General features: G+C 63.0%; 14 protein-coding genes. 6 read left to right on the top strand and 8 right to left on the bottom strand.

Translation table 11 applies throughout. The features are described 5' to 3' along the window. Positions 1–242: 242 nt before the first annotated feature. The 3 genes from NKI66_RS19370 to NKI66_RS19360 all read left to right on the top strand — a co-directional run bounded on the left by NKI66_RS19370 (position 243) and on the right by NKI66_RS19360 (position 4,333). Positions 243–1,883 (top strand): peptidoglycan L,D-endopeptidase MepK, encoded by a 1,641-nt coding sequence (locus tag NKI66_RS19370; protein WP_031212436.1) that lies wholly within the window; start codon positions 243–245, stop codon positions 1,881–1,883. A gap of 169 nt (positions 1,884–2,052) precedes the next feature. Next, a complete protein-coding gene (locus tag NKI66_RS19365; RefSeq protein ID WP_352752590.1) occupies positions 2,053–2,958 on the top strand; it encodes a MurR/RpiR family transcriptional regulator in 906 nt (301 codons plus the stop codon). Between the two features lie 58 nt (positions 2,959–3,016). Beyond that, on the top strand, positions 3,017–4,333 hold the full coding sequence (locus NKI66_RS19360) for a M20 family metallopeptidase (protein WP_352441067.1): 1,317 nt from the start codon (positions 3,017–3,019) through the stop codon (positions 4,331–4,333). A 126-nt stretch (positions 4,334–4,459) separates the two neighbouring features. Here the strand turns inward: NKI66_RS19360 and NKI66_RS19355 are convergent, their stop codons facing one another. Genes NKI66_RS19355 through NKI66_RS19335 form a run of 5 tightly spaced genes read right to left on the bottom strand, consistent with a single transcriptional unit; the run spans position 4,460 to position 9,083 of the window. After that, complete coding sequence (locus NKI66_RS19355; protein ID WP_352441065.1) at positions 4,460–5,494, bottom strand: branched-chain amino acid ABC transporter permease; 1,035 nt, start codon at positions 5,492–5,494, stop codon at positions 4,460–4,462. After that, the gene (locus NKI66_RS19350; protein ID WP_352441064.1) at positions 5,491–6,366 is read right to left on the bottom strand and encodes a branched-chain amino acid ABC transporter permease; all 876 of its coding nucleotides are present in this window, start codon (positions 6,364–6,366) and stop codon (positions 5,491–5,493) included. Before NKI66_RS19350 ends, NKI66_RS19355 begins: the two co-directional genes overlap by 4 nt. 12 nt (positions 6,367–6,378) lie before the next feature. Next, the gene (locus NKI66_RS19345) at positions 6,379–7,092 is read right to left on the bottom strand and encodes an ABC transporter ATP-binding protein (protein ID WP_127269236.1); all 714 of its coding nucleotides are present in this window, start codon (positions 7,090–7,092) and stop codon (positions 6,379–6,381) included. Next, entirely contained in the window at positions 7,089–7,826 is a 738-nt protein-coding gene (locus NKI66_RS19340; protein WP_352441062.1) for an ABC transporter ATP-binding protein, read from the bottom strand. Before NKI66_RS19340 ends, NKI66_RS19345 begins: the two co-directional genes overlap by 4 nt. A 3-nt stretch (positions 7,827–7,829) precedes the next feature. Beyond that, a complete protein-coding gene (locus NKI66_RS19335) occupies positions 7,830–9,083 on the bottom strand; it encodes an ABC transporter substrate-binding protein (RefSeq protein WP_352441061.1) in 1,254 nt (417 codons plus the stop codon). Positions 9,084–9,273: 190 nt separating this feature from the next. Here NKI66_RS19335 and NKI66_RS19330 point away from each other — a divergent pair, with 190 nt between their 5' ends. From NKI66_RS19330 to NKI66_RS19320, 3 genes are all read left to right on the top strand, one after another. Beyond that, the gene (locus tag NKI66_RS19330) at positions 9,274–10,092 is read left to right on the top strand and encodes an alpha/beta fold hydrolase (RefSeq protein WP_352441060.1); all 819 of its coding nucleotides are present in this window, start codon (positions 9,274–9,276) and stop codon (positions 10,090–10,092) included. Positions 10,093–10,223: 131 nt separating this feature from the next. After that, the gene (gene metH / locus NKI66_RS19325; protein WP_352752587.1) at positions 10,224–14,033 is read left to right on the top strand and encodes a methionine synthase; all 3,810 of its coding nucleotides are present in this window, start codon (positions 10,224–10,226) and stop codon (positions 14,031–14,033) included. 103 nt (positions 14,034–14,136) lie between these two features. Then, positions 14,137–15,531, top strand: a complete 1,395-nt coding sequence (locus NKI66_RS19320) for a multicopper oxidase family protein (protein WP_128302668.1) — start codon at positions 14,137–14,139, stop codon at positions 15,529–15,531. A gap of 33 nt (positions 15,532–15,564) precedes the next feature. Here the strand turns inward: NKI66_RS19320 and NKI66_RS19315 are convergent, their stop codons facing one another. The 3 genes from NKI66_RS19315 to NKI66_RS19305 form a co-directional block, all read right to left on the bottom strand. Continuing rightward, the gene (locus NKI66_RS19315; RefSeq protein ID WP_023809203.1) at positions 15,565–15,852 is read right to left on the bottom strand and encodes a PTS sugar transporter subunit IIB; all 288 of its coding nucleotides are present in this window, start codon (positions 15,850–15,852) and stop codon (positions 15,565–15,567) included. A gap of 17 nt (positions 15,853–15,869) precedes the next feature. Further along, positions 15,870–16,331, bottom strand: a complete 462-nt coding sequence (locus NKI66_RS19310) for a PTS sugar transporter subunit IIA (RefSeq protein ID WP_127267974.1) — start codon at positions 16,329–16,331, stop codon at positions 15,870–15,872. A gap of 73 nt (positions 16,332–16,404) precedes the next feature. After that, entirely contained in the window at positions 16,405–17,811 is a 1,407-nt protein-coding gene (locus tag NKI66_RS19305; protein ID WP_128302666.1) for a PTS galactitol transporter subunit IIC, read from the bottom strand. Positions 17,812–17,973: the final 162 nt, after the last annotated feature.

The following is a 17,973-nucleotide window of genomic DNA, read 5'->3' as shown; positions in this document are numbered from 1 at the left end:
CGTGTTGGCGGACCTCATCAGCGGTGCATTGCTCCAGAAAATGGCTGCCACAGGCAACTCCAGCCGAAGCGCATTCCCGGCAAGACACGATTCGTTAACCAAGATGCTGTTCATCGACATGACGTATTGTGGCATGGATGCCCGTCTGCGTCGGTCAAGTCCATGCTTGTCAGGAAGAGGGCCGAAAGGCTCCTGATCTGGGCGGAACCTAAAACCGCCCGAAACAAAAGAACGTGCAAGGCATGAACGTGAGCGAAAACGTGCAAAACGCCCCCGGTGCTTCCCGTCTTTGGACACTGCCGGCCATCATGGCAGCGTTCTTATGTCTGTTCGTTACCGGCGCGTTCGCGGAGACGCGTGCTTTGAAGATTCAACATCTCCATACGGGCGAGAAGGCTGAAATCGTGTTCAAGCGCAATGGGCGCTATGATCCGGCGGGATTGAAGAAGATCAATTTGATGCTGCGCGACTGGCGTCGCAACGAACCGACGAAGATGGATCCGCGCCTGCTCGATCTTGTCTGGCAGGCCTATCGCGCCAGCGGCTCGACAGCCTATATTCACGTGGTCAGCGCCTATCGGTCGCCAGCGACGAACGCCATGCTGCGCAGCCGCTCGAAGGGCGTGGCTCGGGAAAGCCAACACATGGTTGGCCGCGCGATGGACTTCTTCCTGCCGGATGTGCCGCTGAAGAAGCTGCGCGACATCGGCCTCAAGATGCAGGGCGGCGGCGTAGGCTATTACCCGACCTCCGGCTCGCCTTTCATACATATGGATGTCGGCAATGTGCGGCATTGGCCTGGCATCAGCCGCCAGGAACTCGCAAGGGTATTCCCGAACGGCAATACGCTGCATGTGCCGAGCGACGGCAAACCGCTGCCCGGTTATGGGCAGGCGTTTGCCGCCTACAAATCGCGCAAGGGCGCCGGCACGCCCAACATCGACCTGGCAAGTGCCGACGGCGGCAACCGCAGGCCGCGCGGCCTGCTGGCGACGCTTTTGGGTGGGCGCGGCGCGGACGAGACCGATGATGTCGCCGAAGCGGTGCCGGCGCCACGCAAGCCGGCCAAGTCCGTTGAACCCAGGCCCGCCGGCATCGCAATCGTGCCGCCACAGGATGCCCAGCGCGCCGACATCCAGACGGCTTCCGTCGATCGGGCCGAAGAATCGCCGATCGGAGCGGAGGGAAAGACGCCTGAAGCGATCGTGATGGCGATGGCGCCGGGCTCAGTGCCGCTGCCAGCCTTCGCCCCGCGCACCGGGTCAACGGCCAGCATTCCGACCCCGCAAATCGCGCCACTTGCAACAGCCAACGCTTCCACGGCGCGGGCCGAGCTGGCCAATCCAGCAGCAACCGATGCTGAAATTCCCTCGGGCAAGTCGGATGCCGGCCCCGCGAGCGGCGCGCCGGACCTGGTGGTGCTCAACATCCCGTTGCCGACATGGCGGCCGGAAAGCCCGACAAGGCCGACGCGCCAGCCTGACGCAGACAAATCCGGCGATGCGGTCGCTGCCTTGCTGGCCTTGAACCACGCCGATGACGGCCACAATGGGTTGGCCGGCCAGCGGGTCTCGGTTGCCCAATCGAAGCCCGAAGATCGCGTCAGGACCAGCCCGAAGGCCGACCGTGTCCAGCCAAATCTCGATCCCGAAGCTACCGCGGTCATCGTGCCGGCAGCGTTGTCCGGCCGGCTGATTGAGACGGGTCGTGGCATCGCCGGCGGAGCTAGCCCTGCGGCGGCGCCCGTCATTGCCGCCAATCTCATCCGCACAGCGCCGGAGCACATCTATCTCGATGGATTCCAGCCGCGAGGACAGACCTCCGATCACCGACGCTTCACCGGTTCAGCGGTCAAGTTCCTGCCCATCGCCAGCTTCAGATAGACGCAAGCCCTCGTTCGAGCCGACGTGGATGTGTTGCACGACTGGCTTGGCTGTCATGGGATTGCAAGTCATGCCGAACTCTCGATGGTTCTGTAAGAAAAGTTCCAAATTTGACAAACATGTGCGAAATTGTAAGATAATTGTCTTTCCGTCGACGATAGGCGATGACATGTCGATCCGCGAAGAACTGGCCAATACGACCGTGGCGTTCACTTCCGCGGAAGAGAAGATCGTCCAGGTCCTGCTCGCCGATTATCCGATGTCGGGGCTGGGCACCGCGACCCGGCTGGCACGGCGCGCTGGCGTCAGCGACCCGAGCGTGACGCGGCTGATGACCAAGCTTGGCTATGTCGGCTTTGCCGACTTCCAGGCACGCCTGCTCACCGAAGTCGAATCCAGGCTGCATTCGCCGCTTTTGATGATGGAGGCCAAGCGTCCGGGCGGCTCCAGCGAAGGCACCGCACTTGCCTATTTCCATTCGGTTTCCGACAGCTTGGAGCGCACGCGCACGGCAGTGCCGGTGCAGGCCTACACGCGGGCCGTCAACATGCTGCTGGAGAGCAAGGGCCAGGTCGTGCTGCTGGGCGGCCGGTTCAGCCGGCATATCGCCTCCATGCTGGCCGGCTACCTCCTGCAGTTCCGCTCCGGCGTGCGCGACATCGGTTCGTTGAGCCCCGCCGATTTCGACCTGTTGATCGACCTTGGCAAGCGCGACCTCCTCGTCGTGTTCGACTACCGGCGTTACCAGTCGGACGTGGTGAGCTTTGCCCAGCAGGCCAAGGAGCGCGGCGTCTCCATCCTGCTGTTCACCGATGTCTGGCTGTCGCCGATATCTGACATAGCGGACCTGACCATGGTCGCCGCGATCGACGCCAACTCGCCGTTCGACACGCTGGCGACGGCCGTTGCCCAGATGGAAACCGTGTTTGCCCACGCGCTGGAGAGCCACGGCGCCGGGGTGCGCAAGCGCATCGAGGACATCGAAAGGATCCGCAGCGCCAATGCGGTCACGCTCGATACCGCCCTGTCGTCATCGGCCGACGACGCCGCCAAATCCAAAACCACAAGGAAATAGTGTCGTTGCGCCCAGTGCAGCGATTGCAAAGCGCCGCGACGCAGAGAAGGAAGCGACAATGCCCGACAACCAGACCATCATCGATGCCGTGCAGGCTGAGATCGAGACCGATCGCGACTGGTTGATCGGCCTGACCCGCGACATGGTTCGCATCCCTTCGGTCAACCCCAAATTCGAGCCCAACCCGGCGATCAACCGCGAGGCGGATGTCCAGGCGCTGCTCGAACCGATCCTCAGGCAGGACGGGTTCAAGACCGAGCAATGGGATGCCTTGCCCGGCCGGCCCAATCTGGTCGGCGAATGGGCGGGAGACGAGGACCGCAGCCTGATCCTGTGCGGCCACATCGACGTCGTGCCGGTCGGCGCGATGAAGGACTGGTCGGTGGATCCGTTCGGCGGCGAGATCACCAATGGCCGCCTTTATGGCCGCGGCGCCGTCGACATGAAGGGCGGCGTCGCCGCTTGCGTCGCCGCAGCACATGCGATCCGCAAGGCGGGCATCACGCTGCAGGGCCGGCTGGCCATCCATTCCGTCGTCGACGAGGAAGCCGGCGGCTTCGGCGCCATGGACGCGGTGAAGAAGGGCAAGCTCGCCAAGGCGGTGCTGGTCGCCGAACCGACCTGGGGCGATGTCCTGCCCGTCGAAGGCGGGCTCGAATGGGCGCGGGTGACGATCCGCGGCCGCAACGCCCATTCGGCGCTGCGCTACAACGAGATTTATCCGCAGCGCCACGACAAGGACCGGCTCGAGCCGGGCGTCAACGCCATCGAGATCGCCGCTCGCTTCATCGCCGCCGTGCGCCAGTATGAACTGGACCGGACGCGGGCGAAATCGCATCCATTGCTGCCGCTCGGTATGAACACGATCAACATCGGCGTCATGCATGGCGGCACCGGCCTTGGCGAACACGGCCTGCCGACCGTCATGACCAACCCGGCCATCATTCCCGACGTCGCGGTGCTCGATCTCGACATGAAATTCCTGCCCGATGAGAACTCGGCCGACTACCGCCGCGATTTCGAGACGTTCGTCCACCATTTCGCCCAGACCGATGCGTGGCTGCGCGACAACCCGCCTGCGATCCAATGGGAGCTCGGCGGGCTATATTTCCCGCCGATGAACACCCCGGTCGATCATCCGCTGGTGACCTCGCTGATGAAGCGCAAGGCCATGGTCGGCAAGGCGCCGCAGGCGCGCGGCTTCGTCGCTGTGTGCGATGCCGCGCACTATGCCGGCGCCGGCGTCGACGGTGTCATCTTCGGCCCGTCGGGCGACGGTTTTCACGGTTCCGACGAATATGTCGAGGTCGAATCGGTGGTCGAGACCGCCAAGGTGATCGCTGCTTCGGTCATCGACTGGTGCGGCATCCGTTAGAGCAATTCTAGGAAAAGTGTGAAGCGGTTTTCCGTCCAGAATTGCTCCAAAACAAAGAGTTAGAGCAGCTCGCCGTTTCTCTGAAACGGTGAAATGCTCTAACGCGGAGCCGCTATTCCGAAACGGTCAGGCCGGGCGTTTCAGGCGTCCGGCGACGGCGCCCCATGAAGCCTTGATCATGCCGACCAGGCCGCTCGGGTAGGCCAGCATCACGCCGATGATCAGCACCGCCGTGATCATCGGCCGCCACGCACCGAAATCGGCCATCCATTCGGCGAAGATCGTCAGCACGAACGAAGCGATGATGGCGCCGTAAATGGTGCTGGTGCCGCCGAGCAGCACCATCGACAGGATGATGGTCGCCAGGCTCATGCCGAAGACGTCGATCGAGGCATTGCGCTGGTAGGCGGCGTAGAAGGCGCCGGCGATGCCGGTGAAGAAGGCGCTCGCGGCAAGCGTCAGCATGCGCTGGCGGACGATCGAGACGCCGCGGCTGACGGCGTATTCCTCATTGTCGCGCAAGGCGACGATACTGGCCCCGGCGCGTGAGCGCACGAACACGCGCAGGAACAGCGTGCTCGCCACCAGCAGCGCCAGCGCGATGTAGAAATAGGCTGACTTGCCGTCACGGACCATATTGTGGTCGAACACGTAAAGTCCGGGAATGCGCACCAGCCCTTGCGTGCCGCCGGTGATGGCGGACTGGCTGATGATCACCTGCATGACCAGCTGCGCGAAGCCGAAAGTGACCAGGATGATGTAGATGCCCTTCAGCCGCAGGATCGGGATGGTCACAAGGATCGCCGCCAGCGTGGCGATGACACCGCTGGCAAACAGCGCGATCCACGGGTCGAATTCGGCCAGCTTGGTCAGCAGGCTGTAGGCATAGACGCCGATGCCGAACAGCGCCAGATGGCCGAAATTGAAAACGCCGCCATAGCCGAGGCTAAGATCCCAGTTCGAGGCGACGATCGCATAGATGAAGGCCATGATCAGGATGTGGCGGGCATAGGTGTCACCGAAGATCAGCGGCAGCAGCGCCAGCAGCGCGAAGCCGAGCACGAAGCCGATGGCCTCCTGCTTCCACGGCGTGCGGCCTGGAGCGATCGGGGTTGCCGCCTCGGCGTGGCCAGGCGCGATCAGCGATGTCGTGTCGGTCATGCTAGGCCTCGGGAGCGGCTGGCGAAGATGCCCTCGGGGCGCACCATCAGGGTCAGGATGAGCACGCCGAACAGCAGCGCCGGCGTCCAGTACAAGCCGAAATAATAGCTGCAGGCTGCCTCGAAGAAGCCGATCAGATAGGCGGCGAAGATCGGGCCCGATATGCTCGATATGCCGCCGAAGACGACGACGATCAGCGCCTTGAGCAGCGGGTCGCTGCCCATCACCGGCGACATGAAACGGTAGCCGCCCATGAAGATGCCGGCGAGCCCGGCGAGCGAAGCGGCGATGGCGAAGGCCAGCCCATAGAGCGCGGTGACGTTCAGCCCGACAAGGTGGCTGGCATCTTCGTTTTGCGCCACGGCGCGCAGCGCCAGCCCGAGCCGCGTGCGGTTGAGGAACATCCAAAGTGCGGTCAGGATCAGCGGCGTGATGACGATGATGGCGATCTGGTGCAGGGAGACGCCGACGCCGCCGATGGTGGTGTTGCCGGCGATCAGCGCCGGGATCTGCTTCGAGCGCGGTCCCCAGATGGTCAGCGCGCCGTTCTCGATCAGCGACCCGGCTGCCAGCGTGGTGATGACGACGACCAGCACGATGTTGGGTCGGCCGATCAGCGGCCGCACGACGCTCGCCTGCAGGATCCAGCCGACGCCGGCCATGACGACGACGGCGATGGGAAAGGCGACCGCCGCCGGCAGGCCGAGTTCGACCAGCTGCCAGGCGATGTAGGCGCCCAGCATCATGAACACGCCATGGCTGAAATTGAACACGCCGATCGTCGTCCAGACGAGAGCGAGCCCAACCGCCATCATGGCGTAGAGCGAGCCCTGGAACAGGCCGCCGAACAGGATTTCCGCCAATGCGCTCATCTTCGGATTTTCCTAATGGCCAAAATACATCGACATGATCTCGCCGTGGTCGAGGCTTTCGCCCGGCTTGATCTCGGTCGCCACGGCGCCATGGTTGACGAGGTAGAGTTGCTGCGTCAGTTCCAGCAGAAATTCGATATCCTGCTCGACGACGATCAGCGGCACGCCGCCGCGCGAAATGTCCATGACGGAGGCGCAGAGTTCGTCCTTGATCTTGGGTGCCAGCCCCAGCGTCGGCTCGTCGAGGATCAGCAGGCGCGGATGGCTCATCAGCGCGGTGCCGATCGACACCATCTGGCGCTCGCCGCCCGACAATGTGCGCACGCGCTGGCGCCAGCGTTCCGCCAGTTTCGGAAACAGCTTGATCACCTTCTCGCGGTTCTCCGCCTCATGCGGCCGGGCCCGCGGCGAATAGGCTCCGAGCGCCATGCAGTCGGCGATCGAGAGATCGGGAAACAGCCGGTTGCCTTGCGGCACATGGATCAGGCCGGCGCCGACGATGGCGCGTGCGCTGCGGCCGGCAATGTCTTGCCCGTCGAACAGGATGCGGCCGCTCTTCGGCTGCAGCAGCCCGGAGACTGCGCGCAGCAGCGTCGTCTTGCCATGGCCGTTGGGGCCGAACAGGCCGACATTGCCGAAACGGCCGGCCTCCAGCGAGATATCGTGCAGCACGGTGACGCGGCCATAGCCGGCGGTGACGCCTTCGACGCTGAGAATGGGGTTCACGCCGCCGACCTCCTCGTGCCGAGGTAGGCTTCGATGACGCGCGGATCGGCGATTACGCCTGCCGGATCGCCGGCGGCCAGGACACGGCCATTGTTGAGCACCAGCAGATGCTGCGAAAGGCTCATCAGGAAGGTCAGCACGTGCTCGATCAGAAGGATGGTGATGCCGCGCTCGGCGGTGCGGCGGATCAGGCCGATCGACGTCTCGATCTCGGGCTTGGTCAGGCTCGATGCCGGCTCGTCGAGCAAGAGCATGCGCGGCTGCATGGCAATCGCGGTGGCAAGCATCAGGCATTTGCGCTCGAACACGGATAATTCGCCGGCAAGCCGGCCGAACGACTGAGATCCCAGACCGACGAACTCCAGCGCCTCGGCGGCGGCATTGCGGGCCGTGGCCGCTGTCTTTTCCTGCTTGCCGTAACTGGCGCCGATCAGCGCGTTCTCGAACACGGTCAGCCCGTCGAAGCTGGTCTCGCGCTGAAACGTGCGGGCGAGGCCGAGGCGCGCGATGGCGTGTCCCGATTTGCCGTTTATGGCAATGCCGTCAAAGCGGATGTTGCCCCGGTCGGGGCCGAACGGGATGCCGGTGATGATGTTGAACAGCGTGCTCTTGCCGCTGCCGTTCGGGCCGGCGATACCGAAGATCTCGCCGGCCTCGACCTTGAAAGACACGCCGTCGACGGCCTTCAGCGAACCGAAGGCCTTCGACACGTCGTCCAGTTCAAGCAGGGCCATTCCCTACTTCATCCAGGGCTGGAGCTTGAAGGCGCCGGTGGCGTATTTCTCCGGAGAGATCAGCGTGCGCTGGCCGTCCCAAATCTGGAAGAAGGTGATCGGGATGTAGTCGTCGCCCTGTGTGGCAAGGTGGGTGGCGGGATCGAATTTCAGCCGCCCTTCGGCGACCTGCTTGTCGGTCTCCGACAGCGCCTTCATGATCGCCGCATGGTCGGATGCGCCGCCGACCTTCTTGACCGCGTCGAAATAGACATTGGTCATTTCGTAGAGGCCGATGCCGTAGGTGCCGCTCTCGACGCCGTATTTTGCCTTGAACTTGGCTGCCACCTCGTCGGCCCGCGGGTTCTTCGGCGTCGTCAGCGCGCCGCCGAGCAGGTTGTAGATGACACCATCCGACTTCTTGCCGGTCAGTTCGACGAATTCCGGAACGCTCGGTGCGTATTGCAGGAAGACGAGGCTCTTGGTCGGCTGCTCGAGGAACTGGTTCAGGAAGGACGCCGAATTGCCCGGCAGATAGTCGGTGTTGATGACGACGTCGGGAACGTTCTCGCGCACCTTGGCGAGGATCGAACGCCAGTCGGTCACTTCGCCGAAGGGCACGATCTCGTCGACGGTGATGGTCCAGCCCTTCTCCTTGAAGGTCTTCTTCATGCCTTCGGAGATGGTCTTCGAATAAGCGTTGTCGGACGAGATGATGGCGACCTTCTTGGTCGGCAAGGTGATCTTGCCGTCGGCCGCGAGCTTCTCGACGAACAGGGTGACGTCGGTGTTGTAGGCGTCGAAGGAAGGCGTCAGCGACCAGCAGCACATGTATTTATCGGGGCTCGGCGCGATGATGTCCCTGGTCTGCTGCGAGGTGGCCGCCAGCATGTAAGGCATTTCCGCTTCGGCCATGTTGTCGATCTCGAAATTGGTCAGGCTGGCATAGCCGGTCAGCATGAAGTGCACGCCCGGATCGCCAAGCAGGCGCTCGACCGCGCTGGTGACGTTGCCGGCGGACTGATCCTTGACGTCGCCGACCACCAGTTCGAACGTATCCCCGGCAACGCCGCCGGCTGCGTTGGCCTCGTCGATGGCCATCTGCACGCCGCGCTGGAATTCCTGGCCGTCCGCCGCGGCAGGGCCGGTCAGCGGCGCAAGCAGGCCGATCTTGACGATTTCGGCAAAGGCGGGGGCGCCTGACACGGCAAACATGCCGATCAGCGTCGTGCTCATCAGCATATGGCGGATTCGACTTGCGGCGGATTTGGGCTTCATCGTGCTGTTCCCTGTTTTCCTCCCGTTCATCGGGAGTTGGATAATTGACAATCTACGCATAATTGTTCTTATTTGAAAAGGATTTTTCAACGCAACCTAGCCGGGAAGATGGTTCCCGCAAAGGTATGGAAGCCGTGGCGCTTTGCTGCGCAACTGCATTAAAACAGGGCAATTCCCGACGGAGCGGACAATGACGATCTCGCAGAAGACCCTTGAAACCAGCCACGGCAAGATCGCTGTTCGCCAGACCGGTGGCGAAGGCACCGCTGTCATGCTGATCCACGGCAATTCATCTTCCAGCGCCGTTTTCCGCAACCAGTTGGACAGCATGTTGGGCGAGCGCTACCATCTCATCGCTCCCGACTTGCCCGGCCATGGAGCGTCCGCCGATGCGATCGATCCGGAGCGTTCCTACAGCATGGAAGGCTATGCCGACGCCATGACCGAAGTGCTCGGGCTGCTCGGCATCGACAAGGCCATCGTCTTCGGCTGGTCGCTCGGCGGCCATATCGGGCTTGAGATGATCGACCGCTTTCCCGGCCTGCTTGGCCTGATGATCACCGGCACGCCGCCCGTCTCGCCCGAGGAGGTCGGCAACGGCTTCAAGCCGAGCCCGCATATGCACCTTGCCGGGCAGGAAACCTTCACTGACGCGGATGTCCAGGCCTATGCGCGCAGCACCTGCGGCGAGCCGTTCGAGCCGTTTCTCATCGACACGGTGGCGCGCACCGATGGAAGGGCGCGGCGCCTGATGTTCGAAAAGTTCGCGGCCGGCACCGGGCGGAACCAGCGCGAGATCGTGGCCGGCAAGACGCCGCCGATCGCCGTTCTGAACGGCATCGACGAGCCATTCGTCAACACCGATTTCGTCTCCGCTGTGAAATTCTCCAATCTATGGGAAGGCAAGGCCCATCTGCTCGACAAATCCGGCCACGCGCCGTTCTGGGATTCGCCGGATCGCTTCAATCCGGTCTTCGCCCGCTTCCTGGCAAGCTTCGACAGAGCGTAGGTCCGTCGGAAAACCGGCGCCACAGACCCCGCCTTCGAGACAGGTGGGTGACAATCACGTGCACCTACCGTATATTGACATAAAGATATCCTTATGTGACATGAAAAGGCCTGTCGCCAAAGGGATAAAAAATGTCGCAGAATTCTGCATCGCTGGACGATTTGTTCGGCCCCGTCGCGGCAAAACCGGACGGCTCGGAAGTGCTTGCCGCGCTGACGGCAGCAGCACGCGAACGCATCCTCATCCTCGATGGCGCCATGGGCACGCAGATCCAGGGCCTCGGCTTTGACGAGGACCAGTTTCGCGGCGAGGCCTTCGCCGGCTGCGCCTGCCACCAGCAAGGCAACAACGATCTTCTGATCCTGACGCAGCCGAAGGCGATCGAGGAGATTCACTATCAATACGCCATCGCAGGCGCCGATATCCTCGAAACCAACACCTTCTCCTCGACCTCGATCGCCCAGGCCGATTACGGCATGGAGGATGCCGTCTACGCGCTGAACCGCGATGGCGCGCGGCTGGTGCGGCGCGCCGCTGTTCGGGCCGAGCAGCAGGACGGCAAGCGCCGCTTTGTCGCCGGTGCACTCGGGCCGACCAACCGCACCGCCTCGATGTCGCCCGACGTCAACAATCCCGGCTATCGCGCCGTGACCTTCGACGATCTGCGCCTCGCCTATGGCGAGCAGCTGCGCGGCCTGATCGACGGTGGCGCCGACATCATCCTGATAGAGACCATCTTCGACACGCTGAACGCCAAGGCGGCGATCTTTGCAGCGGAAGAGATCTTCATCGAGAAGGGCGTGCGCCTGCCGGTGATGATTTCGGGCACCATCACGGACCTCTCCGGCCGCACGCTGTCGGGCCAGACGCCGACGGCCTTCTGGCATTCGGTGCGCCACGCCAGCCCGTTCACCATCGGCCTCAACTGCGCGCTCGGCGCCAACGCCATGCGCGCGCATCTGGCCGAGATTTCAGGCGTCGCCAACACCTTCACCTGCGCCTATCCGAATGCCGGCCTGCCCAATGAATTCGGTCGGTATGACGAGAGCCCGGACTTCATGGCCGCGCAGATCGAGGAGTTTGCCCGCGAGGGACTGGTCAATGTCGTCGGCGGCTGCTGCGGTTCGACGCCCGAGCACATCCGCGCCATCGCCGAGGCGGTGAAAAAGTATCCCCCACGCGCCATTCCCGACATCGAGCGCAAGATGCGCCTGTCCGGGTTGGAGCCGTTCACGCTGACGGACGAAATTCCCTTCGTCAATGTAGGCGAGCGCACCAATGTTACCGGGTCGGCCAAGTTCAGGAAGCTGATCACGGCGGGTGACTATGTCGCCGCGCTCGACGTGGCGCGCGACCAGGTCGCCAATGGCGCGCAGATCATCGACATCAATATGGACGAAGGCCTGATCGATTCGAAGAAGGCGATGGTGGAGTATCTCAACCTGATCGCCGCCGAACCGGACATCGCCCGTGTCCCGGTCATGGTCGACAGTTCCAAATGGGAGATCATCGAGGCTGGCCTGAAATGCGTGCAGGGCAAGCCGCTGGTCAACTCCATCTCGATGAAGGAAGGCGAGGCGGCATTCCTGCATCATGCAAGGCTCGTGCGCGCTTATGGCGCCGCCGTGGTCGTCATGGCGTTCGACGAGGATGGCCAGGCCGACACCAAAGCGCGCAAGGTGGAGATATGCACCCGCGCCTACAAGCTTTTGACCGAACAGGCCGGCTTCCCGCCCGAGGACATCGTCTTCGATCCGAACGTGTTCGCCATCGCCACCGGCATCGAGGAGCACGACAATTACGGCGTCGACTTCATCGAGGCGGCGGGCGAGATCACCGCGACGCTGCCGCATGTCCACATTTCCGGCGGTGTGTCGAACCTCTCCTTCTCGTTCCGCGGCAACGAGCCGGTGAGGGAGGCCATGCATGCCGTGTTCCTCTACCATGCCATCCAGCGCGGCATGGACATGGGCATCGTCAATGCCGGTCAGCTCGCCGTCTACGATACGATCGAGCCGGCACTGCGCGAAGCCTGCGAGGATGTCGTGCTCAACCGCATGCCCAAGGCCGGCGGCACCGCCACCGAACGCATGCTGGAGATCGCCGAACGCTTCAAGGGCACGGCCGGCAAGGAAGCGCAGGAGCGCGATCTCGCCTGGCGCGAATGGACTGTCGAACAGCGGATCGGCCATGCACTGGTCAACGGCATCACCGAATTCATCGACGCCGACACTGAGGAAGCGCGGCTTGCCGCCGAGCGCCCGCTCCATGTCATCGAAGGCCCGCTGATGGCCGGCATGAACGTCGTCGGCGACCTGTTCGGCGCGGGCAAGATGTTCCTGCCGCAGGTGGTTAAGTCGGCGCGTGTGATGAAGCAGGCGGTGGCCGGGCTGCTGCCGCATATGGAGGCCGAGAAGCTGGCCAACGCCGCCAACGGCATCGACAATGGCGAACGCCAGACCGCGGGCAAGATCCTGATGGCGACGGTGAAGGGCGATGTCCACGATATTGGCAAGAACATCGTCGGCGTCGTGCTGGCCTGCAACAATTACGAGATCATCGATCTCGGCGTCATGGTGCCGGCAGCGAAAATCCTGCAGACGGCGCGCGACCAAAATGTCGACATCATCGGCCTGTCCGGCCTGATCACGCCATCCCTCGATGAAATGGTGCACATGGCCGCCGAGATGGAGCGTGAAGGCTTCGACATTCCGCTGCTGATCGGCGGCGCGACGACCAGCCGCGTGCACACGGCGGTGAAGATCCACCCGCGCTACAGCAAGGGGCAGACGGTCTACGTCACCGACGCCAGCCGGGCGGTCGGCGTCGTGTCGTCCTTGCTGTCGAACGAGAGCAAGGGCGGCTATGTCGACACGGTGCGCACCGAATACAAGAAGGTCGCGGATGCACATGCCCGCTCCGAAGCCGACAAGCAACGGCTGCCGCTGGCCAAGGCGAGGGCCAATGCGCACCGGATCGACTGGTCTGCCTACGAGCCGCCGAAGCCGTCTTTTACCGGCGTCAAGGTGTTCGAGAACTGGGATCTCACCGAACTCGCGCGCTACATCGATTGGACGCCGTTCTTCCAGACCTGGGAGCTGAAGGGCCGTTATCCCAAAATTCTCGAAGACGAGGCGCAAGGCGCCGCCGCGCGCCAGCTGTTCGAGGATGCGCAGGCGATGCTGAAAAAGATCATCGCCGAAAAATGGTTCGCCCCGCGCGGCGTCATCGGCTTCTGGCCGGCCAATGCCGTCGGCGACGACATCAGGCTGTTCACGGACGAAAAGCGGTCGCAGGAACTGGCGACCTTCTTTACCTTGCGCCAGCAACTGACCAAGCGCGACGGCAAGGCCAATGTCGCGCTGTCGGATTTTGTCGCGCCGGCCGACAGCGGAAAGCCCGACTACATCGGCGGCTTCATCGTCACCGCCGGCATCGAGGAGGTGGCGATCGCCGAACGGTTCGAGCGGGCGAACGACGACTATTCGTCGATCATGGTCAAGGCGCTGGCGGACCGCTTCGCCGAAGCCTTTGCCGAGCGCATGCACGAGAAGGTGCGCAAGGAATTCTGGGGTTATACTCCCGACGAAGCCTTGGCGCCCGACGAGCTGATCGGCGAACCTTACCGCGGCATCCGTCCGGCGCCCGGCTATCCGGCGCAGCCGGATCACACCGAGAAGGCGACGCTGTTCCGGCTGCTTGACGGTGAGGGCAATGCGGGCGTGAGCCTGACCGAAAGCTATGCGATGTGGCCGGGCTCGTCCGTGTCGGGGATCTATCTGTCGCATCCCGAAAGCTACTATTTCGGCGTCGCCAAGGTCGAACGCGACCAGGTCGAAGATTATGCACGCCGCAAGGCAATGCCCTTGGCCGAGGTCGAGCGCTGGCTTGGCCCCATCCTCAACTACGTGCCGGCACACTACGCCGAGGCGGCTGAATAGCGACGGCATGCCCTCAACAGAATTTGCGCGGGTTCCCGGCTTGTGATCCATGGCGCGGCGGTTACACCTTCGCGGGCAGTCGCCTTTGCAGTTGGAGCGCCGAATGACCTTACTCACACGCCGCAGGCTTTTGAAAACGGCAGCGATAGCCGGCGCGGGCGGGGTCGGGCTTTCGGCCATGGGTCGGCTTGGCGGCTTGGCAGCTGCCACAACTGAGCCGGTGGTTTTGCAGACGGCAAAGATCCAGGCGAAGCTGATGGATGTCGGCCAGACCAGGGATGTGCTGACCTATGGTAACGCCGGAATGCCGCCCGTGCTCAGAATGAAAAAGGGCGAGCCCTTCGCTGCACGCCTTGTCAACGCGATCGACGATCCGACGACGATCCACTGGCACGGCATTCGCGTTCCAAACAAGATGGACGGCGTGCCGTTCCTGGTCCAGCCCTACGTCTATACCGGCGATCATTTCGACTACGCCTTCACGCCGCCCGACGCCGGCACCTTCTGGTACCACCCGCATTGCAACACACTGGAGCAGATGGGCCATGGCCTGACCGGCGTGATCGTGGTCGAGAATCCCAACGACCCGAAATTCGATGCCGAAATCGTCCTCAACCTGCGCGACTGGCGCCTCGGCGACGACGGTCAGTTCATCGACCAGTTCCGGCCGCGCGATGCCGCGAGAACCGGCACTTACGGCACGGTGCGCACCGCCAATTGGCTGGATCAGCCGCAATATGACGCGCCGGCGGGAGGGCTGGTGCGGCTCAGGGTCGCCATCACCGACGTCACGCGCATCTACGCTTTTCGCGTCGACGGTGCGGAGGCGAGTGTCATGGCGCTCGACGGCAATCCGGTGCCTGAACGTTTTTCGCCCGATGCCTTGCTGCTTGGACCCGGCCAGCGCATGGAGCTGGCCATACGCATGCCCGACGAGGAAGGTGCGATCGTCAGCTTGAGGGACGTCAGGGGCACCAAGCCAAAAATCCTGGCGACCCTGCGTGCGACTGGAAACTCGCTCAAACGGGACATTCGCGATCTCGCGCCGCTGGAGCTCAATCCGGTGGCGGAAGTGGATCTCGCCAGCGCCAGGCATATTTCCCTGGCACTGAGCGCCACGGCGGAAAACGTCCCGAGCGATGGCATCTGCGGTTCGCTTGGCTACAGTTTCTGGGCCATCAACAAAGTGCCGTGGCCCGGCGACACCAAGGATCCGACCGCGCCTCTGGCCGAACTGAAGCTTGGCCAAAGCTACGTCATCGACATGGAGAACCTGACGCCGCAATCCCATCCGATGCATCTGCACGGCATGAGCTTCAAGGTGCTGTCATCCTCGACGCGCCAGGTTCAGCCTGCGATTTCCGACACCTATCTCATCCAGCCCAACGAGAAGGTTCAGCTCGGCTTCGTCGCCGACAATCCCGGCGATTGGCTGCTGCACTGCCATATCATCGAGCACCAGAAATCGGGAATGACGAGCTATGTCAGGGTGGTGTGAAGCCGCGTCAGCCTGCGCGTAGCGTCTGTGCCGTCATTTGCGCAACTGCGCCTCGATCTCGTCCAGCACCTTGTCCTTGCCGATGCCGGTGAGGAAGGCGAGGCCCTTGATCACCGGCTTGGTCACCGAAGCGGAGATCGGTGTGGTTGCGACGATGAAGTCGACATTGTCGGCCAGTCCAGGCACTTCGGTGGCCTTTGCCTGCTGGGCGTTGAAGGTGAGGCCGCGTTTCTTCATTTCCTCGGTGACGGCGACATTGACCGCGGTCGAGGTGGCGATGCCCGTGCCGCAGGCAAAGAGAATGGTTTTCTGTCTGGACATCTCTGCTTCTCCTTGTTTCAGCCGAGTACGGCTCGCACGTCTTCGAGGGTTCTGGCCGACCTCAAATCATCCAAGGCTTGCGGGTTCTGGATGGTGGCCATGACGGCCTGCAGCGCCTCAATCTGCTTGTCCTTGTCGTTGATGGCAAGCAGGAAGACGAAGCCGACCGGCAGCATCTCGTCGGGATCCTCCATGTTGGCGAAGGTGACTGGTTGCTTCAATGTGCCCATCGCGATGCCAGGCTTCAGCACATGCTCCGGATCGGTGTGCGGCACCGCGACATTGTCGGAGCGTTCCAGCGGCAGTCCGGTCGGGATGGTCAATTCGCGGCGCACGACCGCGTCGGCATAGCTGCTTTTGACATAGCCAAGTCTCTCCAGCCGGCCCGCCAGGATGCGGATGATCTCCTCATTGGTCGAGGCATCGGATCCGAGCACGATCGCGTCGGGGTCCAGAAGCTGCATGAGGCCGTCGGACATTCTTTGCTCCGTCGATGAAATCGTGCGCCCCGGAAAGGGCGCACGATCGGTTTAAAGGGTGGACGCTATCAGGTCAGGCCGTCTCTTCGGCCGGCTCGTCCTCGGCGCCCGCGGCCCGCTCCCAGCCGAGCGGATTGCGGCGGTAGAGGACAAACAATGCCGCGATGACCACCGCGATCACGATGATGCCGACAAGCCCCATCCCCTGGATCGCCTCGATGACCACGTAAGGCACCCACAGGAAGCCGTCGACCACCGAGGTGATCTGCAGCGCGTCCGCCGGCAACTTGAAGCCCGATGCGACAGCAGCGCTTGTGAACAGCGGCGCCAGCGCGTTGGCGACGTAGAAGCCGATGGCCAGCGTCACCGTGCCGATCACCACCATGCGGAACACGTTGCCTTTGACCAGCGGCGCGGTCATCGCGACGATGAAGGGGATGACCGCGAGGTCGGCGAACAGGATGACGCGGTTGCCCGGCAGTATGATGGACAGGATGATCGCGATCGGCACAAGGATCAGCGACGACGAGATCGCGGCCGGATGGCCGATCAGGATCGCCGAATCAAGACCAACGAGAAGCTCTCGGTCACCGGTGCGCTTGCGCACGAACGCCTGTGCGGCGTCGGAAACGGGGATCAGCCCCTCCATCAGGATCTTGACCATCCGCGGCAGCAGCAGCATCACCGCGGCCAGCGTCATGCCGGTGCCCAGAACCTTTGCCAGCACCACACTGAGATCACCCGCATTGTAGAAGGCGATCGCACCAAGCACGAGGCCGATGATCAGGCCCATCACGACAGGTTCGCCGAACACGCCGAACCTGCGCTCGATCGTGTCCGTGTTGATGTTGATGCGGTTGATCCCGGGAATGCGGTCCATGATCCAGTTGAGCACAATGGCGATCGGCAGAATCTGTGCCGAGGCGAGATGCGGCACCGAAATGCCGGGCACGCCGTAGAACTGCTGTACCGCGCGCGCGGACCAGTCGGCGAACAGCAGCGAGAGTGCTGCGACAAGTGCTGCGACCGCGATGCCATAGGCCAGATTGTCGGTTGCGGCGACCACCAGCGAGCCGACAAAGGCAAAGTGCCAGAAATTCCAGACGTCGACATTGAGCGTGCGCGTCATGCGTGTCAGCAACAGCACGATATTGACCAGGATGCCGACCGGAATGACCCAGAGGCCGACCGACGAGCCGAAGGCGATCGCGGCCGCGGAGGGCCAGCCGACATCGATGATGTCGCGATGAATGCCGGTGTTGGTGACGATGGCCTTGGCGACATCGCCAATCGACGTGAACATCAGGCCAAGCACCAGATTGATGCCGATGAAGGCGACGCCGATGGTGACGGCGGCGCGAAAAGCCTTGCTGACCTTGGCGCCCAGAGCCACGGCGATGATGAAAATGACAATTGGCAGCAGGATCGTCGGGCCAAGCGTATCGATGGCCCCTTTGAGGCCCGCGAGAACAGTATCCATTTTTCCTCCCCTGGAGCCGCGAGCCTTCGCTCGACGCCTCGCAATGATGCTCCATCCAGCCTTTGACGCCGTGGCGCAAAGACACTCCCCAATTTGCGCCAGAGGCGAATGCTTCCCGACTGTCGCGTCGGTGAACATTTGCCTTTGTTGACAAACGAATGT

It is taken from the genome of Mesorhizobium sp. M0518, from assembly GCF_040321125.1.
In the GTDB taxonomy this organism is placed as follows: Bacteria; Pseudomonadota; Alphaproteobacteria; order Rhizobiales; family Rhizobiaceae; genus Mesorhizobium.
Note: the sequence above shows the minus strand (reverse complement) of the source record. Positions and strands in the feature narration are given on the sequence as shown.